At 72.2% G+C, this 15920-nt stretch carries 13 protein-coding genes; 8 read left to right on the top strand and 5 right to left on the bottom strand.

Annotation, left to right across the window (positions count from 1 at the left end):
* Positions 1-86 precede the first annotated feature (86 nt).
* Complete coding sequence (locus tag AC0VXQ_RS03950) at positions 87-3572, bottom strand: bifunctional proline dehydrogenase/L-glutamate gamma-semialdehyde dehydrogenase (protein ID WP_358293998.1); 3486 nt, start codon at positions 3570-3572, stop codon at positions 87-89.
* A gap of 156 nt (positions 3573-3728) precedes the next feature.
* Between AC0VXQ_RS03950 and AC0VXQ_RS03945 the strand changes: the two genes are divergently transcribed.
* The 3 genes from AC0VXQ_RS03945 (at position 3729) to AC0VXQ_RS03935 (ending at position 6141) form a co-directional block, all read left to right on the top strand.
* Positions 3729-4625, top strand: coding sequence for a LysR substrate-binding domain-containing protein (locus AC0VXQ_RS03945; RefSeq protein WP_475529196.1), 897 nt, complete (start codon positions 3729-3731; stop codon positions 4623-4625).
* Positions 4626-4643: 18 nt separating this feature from the next.
* Entirely contained in the window at positions 4644-5054 is a 411-nt protein-coding gene (locus AC0VXQ_RS03940) for a hypothetical protein (protein ID WP_100464705.1), read from the top strand.
* 94 nt (positions 5055-5148) lie between these two features.
* Positions 5149-6141, top strand: coding sequence for a DUF389 domain-containing protein (locus AC0VXQ_RS03935; RefSeq protein ID WP_055684673.1), 993 nt, complete (start codon positions 5149-5151; stop codon positions 6139-6141).
* A gap of 24 nt (positions 6142-6165) precedes the next feature.
* Here the strand turns inward: AC0VXQ_RS03935 and AC0VXQ_RS03930 are convergent, their stop codons facing one another.
* The gene (locus tag AC0VXQ_RS03930) at positions 6166-7131 is read right to left on the bottom strand and encodes a sugar-binding transcriptional regulator (protein WP_055684674.1); all 966 of its coding nucleotides are present in this window, start codon (positions 7129-7131) and stop codon (positions 6166-6168) included.
* 168 nt (positions 7132-7299) lie between these two features.
* On the opposite strand from AC0VXQ_RS03930, the gene AC0VXQ_RS03925 reads away from it, so the two are divergent.
* The 4 genes from AC0VXQ_RS03925 (at position 7300) to AC0VXQ_RS03910 (ending at position 12694) form a co-directional block, all read left to right on the top strand.
* Positions 7300-8994 carry a glycerol-3-phosphate dehydrogenase/oxidase gene (locus AC0VXQ_RS03925; protein ID WP_081046367.1) on the top strand — a complete coding sequence of 565 codons (1695 nt, stop codon included), beginning with the start codon at positions 7300-7302 and terminating at the stop codon, positions 8992-8994.
* A gap of 139 nt (positions 8995-9133) precedes the next feature.
* A complete protein-coding gene (locus AC0VXQ_RS03920; protein WP_207543981.1) occupies positions 9134-9943 on the top strand; it encodes an MIP/aquaporin family protein in 810 nt (269 codons plus the stop codon).
* Between the two features lie 119 nt (positions 9944-10062).
* Complete coding sequence (gene glpK, locus AC0VXQ_RS03915) at positions 10063-11634, top strand: glycerol kinase GlpK (RefSeq protein WP_058753909.1); 1572 nt, start codon at positions 10063-10065, stop codon at positions 11632-11634.
* Positions 11635-11893: 259 nt separating this feature from the next.
* Entirely contained in the window at positions 11894-12694 is an 801-nt protein-coding gene (locus AC0VXQ_RS03910; RefSeq protein ID WP_100464706.1) for a DNA-3-methyladenine glycosylase I, read from the top strand.
* A gap of 49 nt (positions 12695-12743) precedes the next feature.
* Here the strand turns inward: AC0VXQ_RS03910 and AC0VXQ_RS03905 are convergent, their stop codons facing one another.
* From AC0VXQ_RS03905 to AC0VXQ_RS03895, 3 genes are all read right to left on the bottom strand, one after another.
* Positions 12744-13223, bottom strand: a complete 480-nt coding sequence (locus AC0VXQ_RS03905; RefSeq protein WP_058731730.1) for a MarR family winged helix-turn-helix transcriptional regulator — start codon at positions 13221-13223, stop codon at positions 12744-12746.
* 95 nt (positions 13224-13318) lie between these two features.
* Positions 13319-14335 carry an NADP-dependent oxidoreductase gene (locus AC0VXQ_RS03900; RefSeq protein WP_058731731.1) on the bottom strand — a complete coding sequence of 339 codons (1017 nt, stop codon included), beginning with the start codon at positions 14333-14335 and terminating at the stop codon, positions 13319-13321.
* Between the two features lie 103 nt (positions 14336-14438).
* On the bottom strand, positions 14439-14828 hold the full coding sequence (locus tag AC0VXQ_RS03895; RefSeq protein ID WP_197939441.1) for a DUF1304 domain-containing protein: 390 nt from the start codon (positions 14826-14828) through the stop codon (positions 14439-14441).
* 90 nt (positions 14829-14918) lie between these two features.
* Between AC0VXQ_RS03895 and AC0VXQ_RS03890 the strand changes: the two genes are divergently transcribed.
* Positions 14919-15869, top strand: a complete 951-nt coding sequence (locus AC0VXQ_RS03890; protein ID WP_058731733.1) for a beta-ketoacyl-ACP synthase III — start codon at positions 14919-14921, stop codon at positions 15867-15869.
* Positions 15870-15920 lie beyond the last annotated feature (51 nt).

Raw genomic sequence — 15920 nt, 5'->3', positions numbered from 1 at the left:
CGCTGCGGGCGGACGCGCTCGAATTGCACAGGACACATTACCCTGCCGCGCCGGTCACAGCCCGGAGGGCGCGTACCCGACCGGGCCTAGATGACGCCCTCGGAGAACCGGTCCGGGTTGCCGAAGCGGTGGGCGGTGATGGACACGGCCTGCTCCCGCAGGAACGGCAGCATCTCGACCCACCCGGCCTCGGTGACCGGGCCGTGGTAGATCCCCAGATCCGGGCGCCCCTCCAGGGCCTCGTACACGGAGGCGTGATCCGCGCCGATCAGCCGGATGCGCATGCCCTCGAAGCGGGTTCCGGCCAGCTCCCGGGGGCCTCGCCGGCGGATGCCGCGCAGGGCGTCGCGCCAGGCGTCGTCGGACTCCTCGACGATGCGCACCCCGGCCTGCTCCAGGGCCCCGGCCACCGAGACGGGGACGGGCCGGGCCGTGGAGAAGGTGATCGGCGCGCCCGCGGCCAGGCCCGCGGCCAGGACCCGCAGGGTGTGCGCGAGGTCCGCGTCCGCATCCGCGCGCACGTGCACCGGCTGGGGGACGTAGCGCAGGATGTTGCGCTCCACGCCCAGCTGGGACGGGTCGTGGCCCAGGCCGAACTCCGCCGCCCAGGCGGCCGCATCCGAGCTGGTCGCGCGGGTCAGGAACTCCCGCTGGACGGCACTCAGGGCGTGGGGTTCGCGCACGCGGCGCAGCAGCTCCTTGACCGGCTCCGCGCTGGGGGTGGCGATCGCGGTGGACGGACGCGAGGTCCACTCCCCCAGGGCCATCAGGTAGCTGGGCCCGCCGGCCTTGGTGCCGGTGCCCACGGAGGACTTCTTCCAGCCGCCGAAGGACTGGCGCCGCACGATCGCCCCGGTGATGCCGCGGTTGACGTAGACGTTGCCGGCCTGGACCCGGTCCAGCCACAGGGCCAGCTCCTCCGAGTTCAGTGAGTGCAGCCCCGCGGTCAGCCCATATTCGGGGGCGTTCTGCAGCTCGATGGCCTCCTCCAGGGTCTCGGCCGTCATGACCCCGAGGATCGGCCCGAAGTACTCGGTGAGGTGGTACTCGCTGCCCGGGCGCACCCCGGCGCGCACCCCGGGGGACCACAGCTTCCCGGTCTCATCCAGCTGCCGCGGCTCGATGACCCAGTGCTCCCCCTCCCCCAGCTGCGTCAGTCCGCGCAGCAGCTTGCCTTCGGGGGCGGCGATGACGGGACCCATCTGCGCGGTGATGTCCTCGGGGTGGGCCACGTGCAGGGAGCGCACGGCGTCCACGAGCTGGTTGCGGAAGCGCCGGGAGGTCGCTGCCGTGCCGACGAGGATCACGGTGGAAGCCGCGGAGCACTTCTGCCCGGCGTGGCCGAAGGCCGACTGCACGACGTCCTTGACCGCCAGGTCCAGGTCCGCGTGCGGGGTGACGATGATGGAGTTCTTCCCGGAGGTCTCCCCGAACAGCTGCAGGTCCGGGCGGAAGGAGCGGAACAGCTCCGCGGTCTCGTAGGCGCCGGTGAGGATCACCCGGTCGATCTCCGGGGCGCTGACCAGCTGGCGCCCGTGGGCCTTCTCGTCCACCTGGACCAGCTGCAGCGCCTCCCGCGGGACCCCGGCCTCCCACAGGGCCTCGGCGATCACGGCGCCGCAGCGCTGGGCCTCGGCGGCCGGCTTGAAGATCACCGCGGAGCCGGCGGCCAGGGCGGCCAGCGCGGATCCGGTGGGGATCGCGACGGGGAAGTTCCACGGCGGGGTCACCAGCGTGACGTCCACGGGGTGGAACTGCGCGCCGTCGACCCGCTCCAGCTCCTCGGCCAGCTGGGCGTAGTAGTTGGCGAAGTCGATGGCCTCGGAGACCTCCGGGTCGCCCTGATCCAGCAGCTTCCCGGCCTCGCTGGCCATGACCTCCAGCAGCTCGGCCCGCTTCAGCCCCAGCACGACGCCGACCCGGCGCAGGATCGCGGCCCGCTCGGCCGCCGGGCGCTCGCCCCAGGCCCGACCCGCCCTCTGGGCGGTGGCCAGGGCCTCCCGGACCTGCTCCTCGTCCGTCAGGAAGGATTCCTCGATCAGCTCCTGCCCGAGGCTCGATCCCGGCACCCGCTCCAGGATCCGCCGGCCCCACTCCCGGTTGGCGGCCAGAGAGGTGTCGGTGTCCGGGCAGTTGGCGAAGCCGTCCTCGGGGCGGAACACGCTCTGCTCGGTCTCCGCGGCGCGATCCTGGGTGCGGTTGGGGGCGGGGACCTCGTCGGTGACCGCGGCCAGGGCCCGCTGGAAGCGGACCTTCTCCCGGTCGAACAGGAACCGGCTGTCGGCCAGGTCGAAGACCGCGGACATGAAGTTCTCGCTCGAGGCGTTCTCCTCCAGCCGACGCACCAGATAGGAGATGGCGACGTCGAACTCCTCGGGCCGCACCACGGGGGTGTACAGCAGCAGCGCGCCGACGTCGCGGCGGACCACCTCGGCCTGCTGGGCGGCCATGCCGATGAGCATCTCGAACTCGACGTCCTCCTGCACCCCGCGCTGCTGACTGAGCAGGTGGGCGAAGGCGATGTCGAACAGGTTGTGCCCGGCGATGCCCAGGCGGATGCTGCGGGTGCGCTCGGGGCGCAGCGCCCAGTCCAGGACCCGCTTGTAGTTGGCATCCGTGGCCTCCTTGGAGTCCCAGGTGGTCAGGGGCCACTGGTGCACGGCGGCCTCGACCAGCTCCATGGACAGGTTGGCGCCCTTGACCAGGCGCACCTTGATCCGGGAGCCGCCGGTCTCCACGCGCCGGGTGGCCCACTCCTGCAGCCGCTGCATCGCCGCCAGGGTGTCCGGCAGGTAGGCCTGCAGCACGATGCCGGCCTCCAGGCCCCGCAGCTGCGGCTGATCCAGGATGCGGGTGAACACCGCGATGGTCAGGTCCAGGTCCTTGTACTCCTCCATGTCCAGGTTGATGAACTTGGGGGTCGGGGCGGAGGCGGCGTACTCGTACAGCGGGGTCAGGCGGCGCACCGCGGTGTCCACGACCTCGTCGAAGGACCACGGGGCGTGCGGGCCGGAGACGGCGGAGACCTTGACGGAGACGTAGTCGACGTCGTCGCGGCGCAGCAGCCGCTCGGTCTCGCGCAGGCGCCGCTCGGCCTCGGCATCGCCCAGCACGGCCTCTCCGAGCAGGTTGATGTTGAGCTTGTTGCCTCCGGCGGTCAGGTGCTCGATGGCGGGGCCGAGCTTCTCGTCCCGGGCGTCCACGATCAGGTGCCCGACCATCTCGCGCAGGGCCCGCCGGGCCAGCGGGATGGTCGGCCAGGAGGCCTTGGGCGCCACCAGCCCGCCGGCGCGCACGGCGGCGCGCAGGTGCCAGGGCAGGAACTTCGGGACGATCGGGGCCAGGCGCCCGAGGTTGTGCCCGGCCGCGGCGTCGTCCTCCGGGCGGATCACGCCGTCGACGAAGCCGACGGTGAACTCCAGGCCGTGCGGGTCCTTCAGGACCCCGGCCAGCTGCTCGGCGGCCTTGTCCTCAGGGATCTCGGCGGAGGCCTCGACCCAGCGGGAGACCAGCTCACCGGCCTGCTCGGCCAGGCGCTGGAGCTCGGGGGCGTCGAAGGGGTGGGTGGTCATGGGGACTCCTCCTCGAGATCTCGCCGGGGCGATCCGGCGGGGCACGGTGCCCAGCGCGCGGTCCGCCGGGTGCTGGGATCCAGTATGGTCGAGAACACGATGAAGCAGAAATGACACTTTCTGACAGTTCATCTGAAGATCTTCTGAAAGGTTCCGATGCTGGACGTCAAGAGGCTGCGGGTGCTGCAGGAGCTGTCCCGACGCGAGACGGTGACCGAGACCGCCCGGGCCCTGGGCTACACCCCTTCGGCGGTCTCCCAGCAGCTGTCCGCCCTGGCCCGGGAGTGCGGGGTCCCCCTCGTGCAGCGGCAGGGCCGCGCCCTCGTGCTGACCCCGCAGGCCAGGACCCTGATCGAGCACACGGAGCGGATCCTGCACGAGATGGACCTGGCCGTCACCGCGCTGCAGAGCACCCAGGACGAGCCCGCCGGGCGGGTGCGCCTGGCCATCTTCCAGACCGCCGCCTCCGCCCTGCTGCCCCGCGCCCTGGACCTGCTGGCCCGGCGGCATCCGCTGGTGCGGGTCCAGGTGGTCCAGCGCGAGCCCGAGGCGGCCCTGGCCCAGACCCAGCTGCGAGAGGTGGACCTGGTGGTGGCCGAGCAGTACCCGCACCACGCGGTGGCCCAGTTCCCGGAGGTCGACTCCCGGCGGCTGCTGCGCGACCCCGTGCGTCTGGCGGTGCCGGGCGACGCCGACATCGCCTCCCCGGCCCAGGCGGCCCACCTGCCGTGGGCCATGGAGCCGGCGGGCAACGCCAGCCGCGACTGGGCCCTGCACGTGTGCCGCTCGGCGGGCTTCGAGCCGGAGGTGCGCTTCGAGTTCGACGACGTGCGGGCCCACGCGGATCTGGTGGCCGCCGGGCACGCGGTGTCCCTGCTGCCGTGGCTGGCCTGCGTGAACACCCCGGCGGGCATCCGGTGGGTGCCGCTGCCCGGGGACCCCCACCGGGAGGTGTTCACCTCCGCGCGCCGGGACATGGCCCCGCGCCCGGCCATCGAGGCGGTGCGCTCCTGCCTGCACGACGCCGCGCAGGCCCTGCCCCTGCCCGGGTGAGGCCCTGCGGGGCCGACCATGCGCTCGCACGGTCATCTCCCGGAGGCCTCCGAGGCGCTGCTGACCTTCGTCATCACCCTGCTGGGCACCCTGCTGGCCGTCTTCACCGCGGGCGTCATCTCGACCACCGCCGTGACCGGGCGGCTGCCGGATGCTGCCGCGCTCAGGCGCCAGGCCGCGGTCTCCTTCGGGGCGATCGATGCGGTCTCGCTGCCCATCATCTTCCTGGGACTGGGCTGGCTGGGCGTGTGGGACGTCGCTGCGGCCCTGACCGGCAGCATGATCGCCCTCATCGCGGGACTGGCCGTGGTCGCCCGCCTGGCGGTGCGCACCACGCGGCTGCCGCGCTGGCAGCGTCTGCTCCTGCTCGGGGCCGAGTCGGTGCTGGGCCTGGCCGTGATCGGCCTGGAGATGCTGGCTCACGGCTGAGACCCTCCGCACTGTGCGGTTCCGGCCTCGGGCTCCGGTCATCGGCCGGAGGACGACGGCCGGCGATGACCGGGCATCGGGGATAATCGCAGCCATGCTCGTGCACTTCCGCGTCACCGCCCCCGCCGACCTCGCCCGGGACATCCTCCGCCGCTGGCTGGACGATCCGCGCCTGATCGACGTCGTGCACCTGCCCGGGGCGGTGCGCCCCTCGGGGGATCTGCTGGAGGCCGACGTCGCCCGCGAGGCGGCCAGCGACATCCTCGAGCAGCTGGACCGGGCCGGGGTGCGCGAGCGCGGCGGCGTCGCGATCAGCCAGCCGCTGGGCACCCCGTCGACCGCCGCCGAGGACGCCGAGCGGGCCGCCCGCGGGGATCCGGATGATGCCGTGATCTGGTCCCTGGTCGAGGACGAGGCGCAGGCCGCCAGCCGGGCCACCCCCAGCTACCTGGTGTTCCTGCTCATCGCGGTCGCCCTGGCGGGGATCGCCGTGCTCACCGACTCCGCGGTGCTCGTGGTCGGGGCGATGGTCGTGGGCCCGGACTTCTCCGTCGTGGCCGCGGCGTGCACCGGGGCGGTGCTGGGCCGGTGGCGGCTGGCCGGGCGGGCCCTGTGGCTGCTGGTCTGGAGCTTCGCCCTGGTCACGGCGGTGGTGGCGGTGGCGGCCTTCGCCGCCCTGCACGCGGGGGCCTTCACCCCCGAGGAGGTCACCCGCGCCCGACCCCAGACGGGTTTCATCTGGCGCCCGGACATCTGGTCCTTCGTCGTGGCTCTGCTGGCCGGCGCCGCCGGGGTGTGGGCCCAGACCACGGACAAGACCAGCGCGATGGTGGGGGTCTTCATCTCGGTGACCACGGTGCCCGCCGCGGGCAACCTCGCCCTCGGGGTGGCCATCGGCTCGGCGGCGGAGATCGCCGGCTCGGCCTCCCAGCTGGGTCTGAACGTGCTGGGCCTGCTGGTGGCCGGCGTCACGACCCTGCTGCTGCAGCGGATCGCCTGGCGCCACCTGGACGCCGACCGGCGCGCGCGCCTGGACCGGCTGCTGCGCCCGGCCCCCGCGCACGCGCACCCCTGGCAGCGGCGCTGAGCCGGGCGCCCGGAGGATCGGGCGTCAGCCGCGGGCGGGGGCGGCCCGCTCCAGCAGGAGGCGGGCCGTGGCCTCGTCGATCACCAGGTCCGTGATGGCCCCGGCCCGCAGCGCCCCCAGCAGGGCGGGGACCCGGTGCGCCCCGGAGGCCACGCACAGCCGCCGTGGGATCCGGGCCAGCTGCTCCGGGGTCGGACCGGTGGCCCGGCGGTTCAGCTCGACGTCGGCCCAGGTGCCGTTCTCGCGCAGCAGCACCGTGCACACGTCGCCGACCACCCGGTCCCGGGCGATCGCGGCGTAGTCGCGCTCCTCGAGGTACCCGGAGCTGTACACGTGGGAGGGCACGGCCCCGTGCAGCGCTCCCACGCCGAACACGGCCACGCGGGCGCCGCGCTGGACCTCCAAGACGCCGCGGATGCTGCGTTCGCGCCACATGGCCTGCTTGGTCTCGGGGTAGTCGAAGAACGCCGGGACCGGGAAGTGCACGACGCGGGAGCCGTAGGCCTCGGCCACCGCATCCAGGATGGCCCCGGTGTAGGGGATGCCCGTGCGGCTGGCGTTGCCGGCCCCGTTGAGCTGGACGACGACGGAGTCGGGCATGTGCCGGTGGGACAGGTGCCGGGCGAACTCGGTGATGGTCGAGCCCCAGGCCAGGCCCAGCACGGTGCCGGGCTCCAGCAGCCCGTCCAGGTGCTCGGCGGCGACCCGGCAGACCTGCTCCAGGCGCACCAGCTCGGAGACCCCCGCCGCGACCGGCACGACGTCGGCGGTGACCCCGAAGCCACGCTGGATCTGATCGGCCAGCGCCGTGCGGCCCGTCGAGCGCGGGGCGATCTCGATGCGCACCAGGCCCGTGGCCCGGGCGTGCTTGAGCAGGCGGGAGACCGTGGCCCGGGAGATGCCCAGGTCGTGGGCGATGGAGTCCATGGTCCGCTCCTGGCGGTAGTAGCTCGAGGCCACCTCCCACGCCAGATCATCACGTTCTTTCACCGAGCACCCTCCGCACCTGCACATTCTTCCACTGGTGCTGACCATCCTTTCATGACGCGGTAGAACTGGTGGGCAGTGATACGAACCACGTCCGCGACGCAAGGAGCACCCGTGAATACCCCCGCAACCCACCTGACCGCCGAGACCCGCGCCGAGGCGCTGGCGGCGATGTCCGACGAGGAGGGCGTGGACGTCCTCGTGATCGGCGGCGGCGTGACCGGCGCCGGCATCGCCCTGGACGCCGCGACCCGCGGGCTGCGCACCGCCGTCGTGGACGCCGGGGACTGGGCCTCCGGCACCTCCGCCTGGTCCTCCAAGCTCGTGCACGGCGGGCTGCGCTATCTGCTGAACCTGGACTTCAAGCTCGTCGCCGAGGCGCTGAAGGAGCGCGGACTGCTGCTGACGTCGCTGGCCCCGCACCTGGTCAAGGCCCAGCCCTTCCTGTGGCCCCTGAAGATGCCGGTCATCGAGCGCTCCTACTCGGCGATCGGCATCGGCATGTACGACGCGATGGCCATCGCCGGTGCCCGCGGGAAGAAGACCGTACCCACCCAGAAGCACTACTCCAAGAAGGGCGCGCTGCGGCTGTTCCCTGACATCAAGTCCTCCGAGCTGACCGGAGCCATCCGCTTCTACGATGCCCGCGTGGACGACGCCCGCCTGGTCATCGACCTGATCCGCACCGCCGCCGGCTACGGCGCCCTGGCGGCCTCCCGCACCCAGGTCACCCGCATCATCAAGTCCGCCACCGGGCGGGTCGAGGGCGCGGTGGTCACGGACCTGGAGACCGGGCGGGAGCACACCGTGCGCGCGAAGCACGTCATCAACGCCACCGGCGTGTGGACCGAGGAGACCGAGAAGCTGGCCGCTCCGGACTCCGGGCTGCAGGTGCTGGCCTCCAAGGGCGTGCACATCGTCGTGCCCCGCGAGCGCATCAACGCCGAGGCCGGGATCTTCCTGCGCACCGAGAAGTCGGTGCTGTTCATCATCCCCTGGCAGCGGTACTGGGTCATCGGCACCACCGACACCCCCTACGACCAGGACGTCGCCCGCCCCGTGGCCACCTCCCAGGACATCGACTACATCCTGGAGCACGCCAACGCGATCCTGGACAAGCCGCTGACGCGTGAGGACATCGTCTCCACCTACGCCGGGCTGCGCCCGCTGCTGCAGCCGGGCACCAAGGGCGATGACACCCAGTCCACCAAGGTCTCCCGCGAGCACACCGTCACCGAGGTCGCACCGGGCATGTCCGCGATCGCCGGCGGGAAGCTGACCACCTACCGCGTCATGGCCCGCGACGCCGTGGACTTCGCCCTCGGTTCGGCGGCGAAGATCCGTCCCTCCATCACGGAGCACACCCCGCTGGTCGGGGCCCACGGCTACGAGGCGGCTCGGGCCCGCGCCGGGCGGATCGCCGAGGAGCAGGGCTGGACCGCCGCCCGGGTGGACTCCCTGCTGGACCGCTACGGCGCCGAGATCGACGACGTGCTGGACCTGATCCGGGAGGACTCCTCCTGGGGCCGGCCCCTGGAGCACGCCCCGATGTTCCTGCGGGCCGAGGCCCTGCTGGCCGTGCGCCACGAGGGCGCCCTGCATCTGGAGGACGTCCTGATGCGCCGGGTGCGCCTTGATCTGGAGCAGCGCGACCGCGGCCTGGCCGCCGCCGACGAGATCCTCGAGATCATGGCGGCCGAGCTGGGCTGGGACGAGCAGCGGATCGCGAAGGAGAAGGACTCCTATGCCACCCGCGTGCGCGACATCGAGCGCGCCGAGGAGCTGGATGACGATGCCGGGGCCTCCGGGATCATCACCGCGGATCCGGAGATCGTACCCCGCAGGACCTTCGGCTCCGGGAAGTAGCCTCCTCCCCCCCCCCGACTTCACCTGAAGACGCCGAGCCGAAACCCCGCCCGCTGCGCCCGGTCCCCGAGCGCAGCGGGCGGGGGCGCGGCCGGATCCTTTCGAGACAAGGCACGATGACGTGCCGGAAAGCAGCGCCATGTTCGCTTCCGTCCTGTCCGCGGTCTCCGCGGGCCCCCTCCTGACCGCCGGCGGGCTGGTCACCGACGCCGGGGTGCCGACCGGCTGGGGCATGTTCGCCTCCGAATTCCTCGGCACGCTGATCCTGATCGTCCTGGGCTGCGGCGTCGTCGCCGGGCAGGTGCTGCCGCGCACCAAGAACCACGGCGGCGGCTGGCTCATGGTGGCCTTCGGCTGGGGCCTGGCCGTGTACGCCGGCGTCTACGCCGCGTACCTGACCGGCGGGCACCTGAACCCGGCGGTGACCATCGGCCTGGCCCTGCGCGACGGGCAGCTGACCGACGGGGTGCCGGCCACCGCGGCCAACATGCTCTACTACATCGCCGGGCAGATGGTCGGGGCGATCATCGGCGCGATCATCGTGTACCTGACCCACAAGAAGCACTTCGATGAGGAGGCTCCGGCCGCGGACAAGCTCGGGGTGTTCTCCACCGGACCCGAGATCCGCTCCTACGGCTGGAACCTGCTCACCGAGATCGTGGCGACCTTCGTGCTGGTGGCCTTCGTCATCGTCGCCGGGAAGACCCCCACCGAGGTCGGTCCGCTGGCCGTGGCCCTGGTGGTCGTGGCGATCGGGGTGTCCCTGGGTGGGCCCACCGGCTACGCGATCAACCCGGCCCGGGATCTGGGCCCGCGCATCGCCCACGCGATCCTGCCCATCAAGGGCAAGGGCACCTCGGACTGGGCCTACTCCTGGATCCCCGTGGTGGGCCCGATCGTCGGCGGCGTGCTGGCAGCGCTGATCGTGCCCCTGTTCGTCAGTCTGTGACCGACTCCCTCCCCTGAAGCAACCGCCGCGACCGTCCCCACGGCGGCCGCGACCCCCCCCACCCCGCGGTGACCGGAGGGCCCCCTCCGCCGCCGCCGATCTGGAAAGGCACCGACGCCATGACCGAGAAGAAGAACGAGCACCTGTACTCCGAGACCAACGACGAGGAGAAGCGCTACGTCCTGGCCATCGACCAGGGCACCACCAGCTCCCGGGCGATCCTGTTCGACCGGAAGGGAGAGATCGTCTCCGTCGGACAGCTGGAGCACGAGCAGATCTTCCCGAAGGCCGGGTGGGTCGAGCACGACCCGCAGGAGATCTGGCGCAACATCCGCCGCGCCGTCGGCGACTGCCTGTCCGAGGCCGAGGTCAACCACCACGACATCGCCGCCGTGGGCATCACCAACCAGCGCGAGACGACCGTGGTGTGGGATAAGAACACCGGGGAGCCGGTGTACAACGCGATCGTCTGGCAGGACACCCGCACCCAGCGGATCTGCGAGGAGCTGGCCGGTCAGGACGGGCCGGGCAAGTACCGGGACCGCGTCGGGCTGGACTTCGCGACCTACTTCGCCGGACCCAAGATCAAGTGGATCCTGGACAACGTCGACGGCGCGCGCGAGAAGGCCGAGAACGGGGACCTGCTGTTCGGCACCACCGACACCTGGGTGCTGTGGAACCTCACCGGCGGCACCGACGGCGGCGTGCACGTCACGGATGTGACCAACGCCTCCAGGACCATGCTCATGAACTTCCGCACCCTGGAGTGGGAGGAGGACATCGCCGAGGACTTCGGGATCCCGATGTCGATGCTGCCGGAGATCCGCTCCTCCGCCGAGGTCTACGGGCGCGGACGCAAGGCCCGCGGCCTGCTGCGCGGGGTGCCGATCGCCGGGATCCTCGGGGATCAGCAGGCCGCGACCTTCGGGCAGGCCTGCTTCGAGAAGGGCATGTCCAAGAACACCTACGGCACCGGCAACTTCATGCTGATGAACACCGGCGAGGAGCCGGTGATCTCCGAGAACGGCCTGCTGACCACTCTGGCGTACAAGATCGGGGATCAGAAGCCGGTCTACGCTCTGGAGGGCTCGATCGCCGTGTCCGGTTCCCTGATCCAGTGGCTGCGGGACAACCTGGAGCTGATCGGCAGCGCCGCGGAGACCGAGGAGCTGGCCACCTCCGTGGAGGATTCCGGTGGGACCTACTTCGTCCCGGCCTTCTCCGGGCTGTTCGCCCCGCACTGGCGCTCCGACGCCCGCGGCGTGCTGGTGGGGATGACCCGCTACGTCAAGAAGGCCCACATCGCCCGCGCCGCCCTGGAGGCCACGGCCTTCCAGACCCGCGAGGTGCTGGACGCGATGAACGCGGACTCCGGCGTGGAGCTGACCGAGCTGCGCGTGGACGGCGGGATGACCGCCAACGAGTTCCTCATGCAGTTCCAGGCGGACCTGCTGCGCGTTCCGGTGATCCGCCCGAAGGTCACCGAGACCACGGCCCTGGGTGCTGCGTACGCGGCCGGGATCGCCGTCGGCTTCTGGGAGGGCGAGCAGGACGTCACGGACAACTGGCAGGAGGATAAGCGCTGGGAGCCGGAGATGTCCGAGGAGGAGGTCGAGCGCCAGTACCGGCTGTGGAAGAAGGCCGTGCAGCGCACCCTGGACTGGGTGGACGAGGACGTCGAGCAGCACTGACCTCACCCCGCGCGCCCCGCGCCCGCGGGGCGAGGAGGTGAGGTGAGGGGCCGGGCGCACCGCGAGGTGCCCCGGCCCCTCGCGCATGCCCGGGCCGGGGCCGGATCCTGTGGATCGGCCCGCCCGCGATCCCGCGGGATCCACCGACGGCCGGGGCGGGTGCGGTCTCCCGGGGGTGTGCGGCGCCTGCGGAACTCGCGCCGGTGATAGCGTCCCGGGGCAGGAGGCCGCCACCCCGGCGGCAGCACAGGAGGCGACGATGCGGCCCACCACCGATAGGCAGAACGGGAGCGCGCGGGAGGAGACCGTGCGGGAGGATGCTCCACGGCAGGCAGACGTGCCGGAGGCGACGGAGACGGCGCCGCCGCGCACCCCGTGGGCCTCGGCGAGCTCCATGATGCGCTCGTACTACGACCGCGAATGGGGCCTGCCCGTCACGGATGAGCGCGGGCTCTACGAGCGGCTGTGTCTGGAGGGCTTCCAGGCCGGGCTGTCCTGGGCCACGGTGCTCTCCCGGCGCGAGGCCTTCCGCCAGGCCTTCGACGGCTTCGACCCGGAGGCGGTGGCCGCCTTCGACGAGGACCGGATCCAGGCCCTGATGCAGGACGCCGCGATCATCCGCTCCCGGCCCAAGATCACCGCCGCCGTGACCAACGCCCGCGCCGTGCTGCAGCTGCGGGAGCGGGTCCGGCAGGCCGAGGAGCGTCCGGGGCCCGGGACCGGGCTGGACGCCACCGGGACGGTGCCGCTGACCGGCTTCGCGCTGCCCCGGTGGGCGGGCGAGCCCCTGAAGATCCCGTCCGGCCTGCCCGCGCTGATCTGGTCCTTCTGCCCGCAGACCACCCCGCACCCGGAGTCACCGGAGCAGGTGCCCACCAGCTCTCCGGTCTCGGCGGCCCTGGCGAAGACGCTCAAGCGCAACGGCTTCCGGTTCATCGGGCCCACCAGCGCCTACGCGCTGATGGAGGCGATCGGGATGGTGGACACCCACTGGGTCGGCAGCCACCGGCGAGGGGTCTCCGGGATCTTCTCCCCGGAGGGAACCAGGCCGTCGAGCTGAGCGGAGCGGCGCAGCTGCCCGCCTCGGCGGATCGGGTCAGGGACCCGGGTCAGTCGGCGTCGCTGTCCAGCTCGCGGGTGACCCGCCGCAGGATCTTGGTGGCCTCCCACAGGGTCTCGCGCTCCTCGGGACTCAGCTGCGCCATGGCCGGGCTCACCCGGTCGGAGGCCAATCGGCGGAACTCCTGCAGCTCCGCGCGGCCCCGCGGGGTGATCAGCACGAGCCGGGCCCGGCCGTCGTCGGGATCATCCATCCGGTCCACCAGCCCCTGGGACTGCAGGCGCTGGATGACTCCGGTCATGGTCGGCTGGGTGATGTGCTCGGCGTGGGCCAGATCCCCGATGCGCATGGGGCCCTTGGCCTGCAGGTTGGACAGGGTCCGCAGCACGACGGCGGAGCGCTCGCGTCCGCGGTGTCGGGAGGCGGCCCGCACGAACCTGCTGGCCCGCACGATCAGCTCCCCGGCCCGGTACTGATCCCGGTCCATGCCCGCCGGCGTGTCATCCCAGCTCTTCTCGCCGTCCTGCACGTCGCTCCAGCTCCCCGTCCTCGTCGTTGCGGCCTCGATCCACCCTATCCCGGGCGGCGGCCCGGGCCAGCCTCCGTGACGCGGGCGCACCCGTGTCAGATGCGCACGACCATCTTCCCGGTGTTGGCCCCGCGCATCATGGACAGGAAGGCCTCCACGGCGTGGTCCAGGCCGTCCACCACCGTCTCATCCCAGACGATCTTCCCTTCGGCCAGCCAGCCGCTCATGCGCCGGTTGAACTCCTCGGCACAGTCCAGGTAGTCGCCCACGGTGAACCCGTGCAGGGTCAGGGAGTTCTTGATGAGGTTCACCATGTTGTCCGGGCCGGGCTGACGCTCGGTCTCGTTGTACTGGCTGATCGCCCCGCAGGCGGCGACCCGGCCGCCGCGGTTGAGCACGTCCAGGGCGGCCTCCAGGTGGTCTCCGCCGACGTTGTCGAAGTAGACGTCGATGCCGTCGGGGGCGTGTTCGGGCAGCTGCTCGCGCACGGGGGCCTGCTTGTAGTCGAAGGCGGCGTCGAAGCCGTACTTCTCGGTGAGCAGCCGGACCTTCTCGGGCGAGCCCGCGGAGCCGATGACCCGCTCGGCGCCGAGCTGGCGGGCGATCTGTCCGACCATCGAACCCACTGCACCGGCGGCCCCGGAGACGAACACGGTGTCCCCCTCCCGGAAGGAGGCGGCGCGGGTGAGACCGGTGTAGGCGGTCAGCCCGGTCATGCCCAGCACGGACAGGTACGCGGAGCTCGGAAGGCCCCCCGGCTCGGGCACGGCGCGGAAGTCCGCGGCATCGCCCTGGGCCAGGTCGCGCCAGCCCTGCTGGTGGCTGACCAGGGTGCCCTCCGACAGGTCGGGGCTGCGCGAGGCGATCACGCGCCCGACGGCCCCGCCGTCCATCGTCTCCCCCAGGGCGAAGGGCTCCACGTAGCTCTTCTCATCTACCATGCGCCCGCGCATGTACGGGTCCACGGAGATGAACTCGTTGCGCACGCGCACCTGGCCCTCGGCCAGGTCCGGCAGCTCGACGCTGACGGTGCGGAAGTCGGTCTCCTCGGGCCATCCGGTGGGCCGGTGCACGAGCTGGATCTGGGTGCTGATGCTCTGGTTCTGACTCATCCCCCCATCGTCCTCCCGCCCGCGGAAGCTCGCCCCGGCGTTTCGCGCAGAGACGAGACCTGGAAGCGGCGTCGTCCCAGGTCAACGGCGAACAGGGCGGCCCTCAGGCCAGCAGCGCCCCCGCACCGAGGCACAGCAGGGCCAGCAGCGGCAGGGTCCCCTGCTTCATGGCCGCGCCGCGCTGGCCGGGTGAGGAGCAGAACAGCACCAGGGCCGCCCCGAGCATGCTGCCCAGTCCCGCGATGCCCAGGGTCAGGCCCACGGTATCCGCCCCGGCGAACCAGCAGATCGCCCCGAGCGCTGCCAGCACGGCCAGGAAGAGGTTGTAGAAGCCCTGGTTGAAGGCGAGCTCGCGGGTGGCCGCGGCCTCCTCGGGGCTCGTGCCGAAGGCCCCGCGCGCCCGGGGGCTCTCCCAGCGCAGGGATTCCAGGACGAAGATCACCACATGCAGGGCGGCGGCGAGCAGGGCGAGGATCTGGGCGAGGACGGTCACGGGGCTCCTGAGGTTCGAGGGCGGACGCGGGCGGACCTCTCCGGGCGGCGGATGCGCGCCCGAGCGGCCCGGGAGGATAAAATCGACGGCATGTCGACTACGCACCATGGTTCCACGATCATCGGCCTCGGGCACTACCAGCCCGAGCGCGTGATGACCAACTTCGATATCGCCGAGCTGGTGGAGACCGACGACGAGTGGATCCAGACCCGCACGGGCATCCGCGAGCGGCACATCGCCGCCGAGGATGAGACCGTCCTGGACATGGCCGAGCGCGCCGGGCGCATGGCCCTGGAGGAGTCCGGCCTCACGGACGTGGACCTGGTGGTGGTGGCCAGCACGACCACCACCGAGCACAGCCCCAACACCGCCGGGCGGATCAGCCAGCGCCTGGGCTTCACGGCCCCGGCGATCATGGACGTGAACACCGCCTGCTCGGGCTTCGAGTACGCCGTGGGCGTGGCCGATCAGGCGATCCGGGCCGGCTCGGCCTCCACCGCCCTGGTGATCGGGGCGGATAAGCTCTCCGCGGTCACGGACTGGACGGACCGGCGCACCTGCATCCTGGTGGCCGACGGCGCGGGCGCCGTCGTGCTCACCGCCGCCGAGACCCCGGGCATCACCCCGACCATCTGGGGCTCCGTCCCGCAGATGGCCGACGCCGTGACCATCGACGGGGACCCGACCACCTTCAGCCAGGACGGGCGCCAGGTGATGCGCTGGGCCTTCACCGAGGCCGCCAAGCAGGCCCAGCGGGTGCTGGAGGCCGCCGAACTGAGCATGGACGACATCGACGTGCTGGCCTTCCACCAGGCCAACCTGCGACTGATCGAGCCGCTGGCCAAGGCCCTGGGCGCCCGCGAGGACCAGGTGGTGCTGCAGGACATCGTCGAGTCCGGGAACACCTCGGCCGGCTCCGTGCCGCTGGCGCTGTCCAAGTACTGGCACCGCGGTGAGCTGCCGCGCAGCGGCAGGGCCCTGCTGCTGGGCTTCGGCGGCGGCTTCACCTACGCCGGGCAGGTCGTGACCCTGCCGGCCTGACCCCGCCTTCGGGCCCAGCGCCGCCGGCCCCGTTTCGGGAGCCTTCCGGTG

This window comes from Rothia sp. QJM3NY_36, from assembly GCF_056173115.1.
The sequence above is the reverse complement of the archived record's forward strand: the minus strand, read 5'-3'. Positions and strand labels throughout refer to the sequence as shown.